Source organism: Arthrobacter sp. TS-15 (genome assembly GCF_006964045.1).
Taxonomy (GTDB): domain Bacteria; phylum Actinomycetota; class Actinomycetes; order Actinomycetales; family Micrococcaceae; genus Arthrobacter.
On sequence record NZ_SDXQ01000103.1, the window covers coordinates 1 to 1,388 of the forward strand.

Below are 1,388 nucleotides of genomic sequence, written 5' to 3' on the forward strand. Positions count from 1 at the left end.
GACCGAGACCGAGGCCGCCACGTACGTGAAGCAACTCGCGGCGGACAAGCGGTACGTGCGGGACGTCTACTGACAGCCCCTCAGGGGCGGCTTCAGCCGAGGCACGGTGTACGGGTCCGGTTGCGGGCCTTCGCGGGGGCGCCGATGGCGCTGACGAGCACGGATGTACGGGTCGAGCCCTGACCTTGGGAGAGGTCAGGGCTCGGCTGTGGGAGTCAGGATCCGGCCGCCGGGATCAGGTCGCTGTAGGCCGTGATCGAGTCACTGTGAGCTGTGGTCAGGCCTTGGCCTCGGCCGTCTCGGGGGCGGCGTCCGGTGCCGTGCCGGGCTCCGGATCGGCGGCGGCCTTCGGGACCGGGATGAAGAAGGCGACGGCCGCGGCCACGAGCGCGACGCCGGAGCCGATCAGCATGGCGACCCGGAACCCGTCCTCGGACGGCAGGGCGAACCCGCCGAAGTCCGTGGTCATCTGGGCCAGTACCACCGCCATCACGGCGGCCGACACGGAACTGCCGATCGAGCGCATCAGCGTGTTGAAGCTGTTGGCGGAGGCGGTCTCCGACTGGGGCACCGCGCTCATGATGAGGGCCGGCATGGCGCCGTACGCGAAGCCGACACCCGTGTTGGCGACGATGGTCACGGCGAGCAGGCCCAGGGGCGAGTCGGTGCCGATCATCGGCAGGGAGATGCCGTAGCCGAGGGAGATGATCAGCGCGCCGATGGTCAGGGTGACCTTGGGGCCGCGGGCGGCCGAGACCTTGGCGCCGATCGGCGACATCACCATCATCATCAGGCCGGCGGGGGCCATCCACAGGCCCATGGCCAGCATCGACTGGCCCAGTCCGTAGCCGGTGGCCTCGGGCAGCTGGAGGAGCTGGGGCACGACCAGCGACTGGGCGTACATCGAGAAGCCGACCAGGATCGAGGCGATGTTCGTCATCAGGACCTGCGGGCGGGCGGTCACCCGGAGGTCGACCAGCGGCTCACGCGTCCGCAGCTCCCACCAGCCCCAGGCCAGCAGGACGACGACCGAGGCGCCGAGCAGTCCGAGGGTGGTGCCGCTTCCCCATCCCCAGTCGGCACCCTTGGAGACGCCGAGGAGCAGACAGACGAGCCCGACGCCCAGACCGGCCGCGCCGAGCAGGTCGAAGCTGTTGCCCGCGGCGGTGTTCGCCCGGCCTACGGGCACGACGAACCAGATCAGCGTGCCGACCGCGAGGGCCAGGGCGGCGACGACCCAGAACAGCACGCGCCAGCTGGTGTTCTCGGCGATCGCCGCGGAGAACGGCAGACCGAGCGCACCGCCCACGCCCATGGACGCGCTCATGATCGCGATGGACGAGCCCAGCTTCTCCTTCGGCACCACGTCACGCAGGAGGCTGATGCCC

1 protein-coding gene is annotated in these 1,388 nt (G+C 70.5%); it reads right to left on the reverse strand.

Annotated features, from left to right (window positions below; all coding sequences use genetic code 11):
• Positions 1–277: 277 nt before the first annotated feature.
• A partial coding sequence (locus EU811_RS23045) for an MFS transporter (protein ID WP_142940565.1) occupies positions 278–1,388 on the reverse strand: 1,111 nt, incomplete at its 5' end.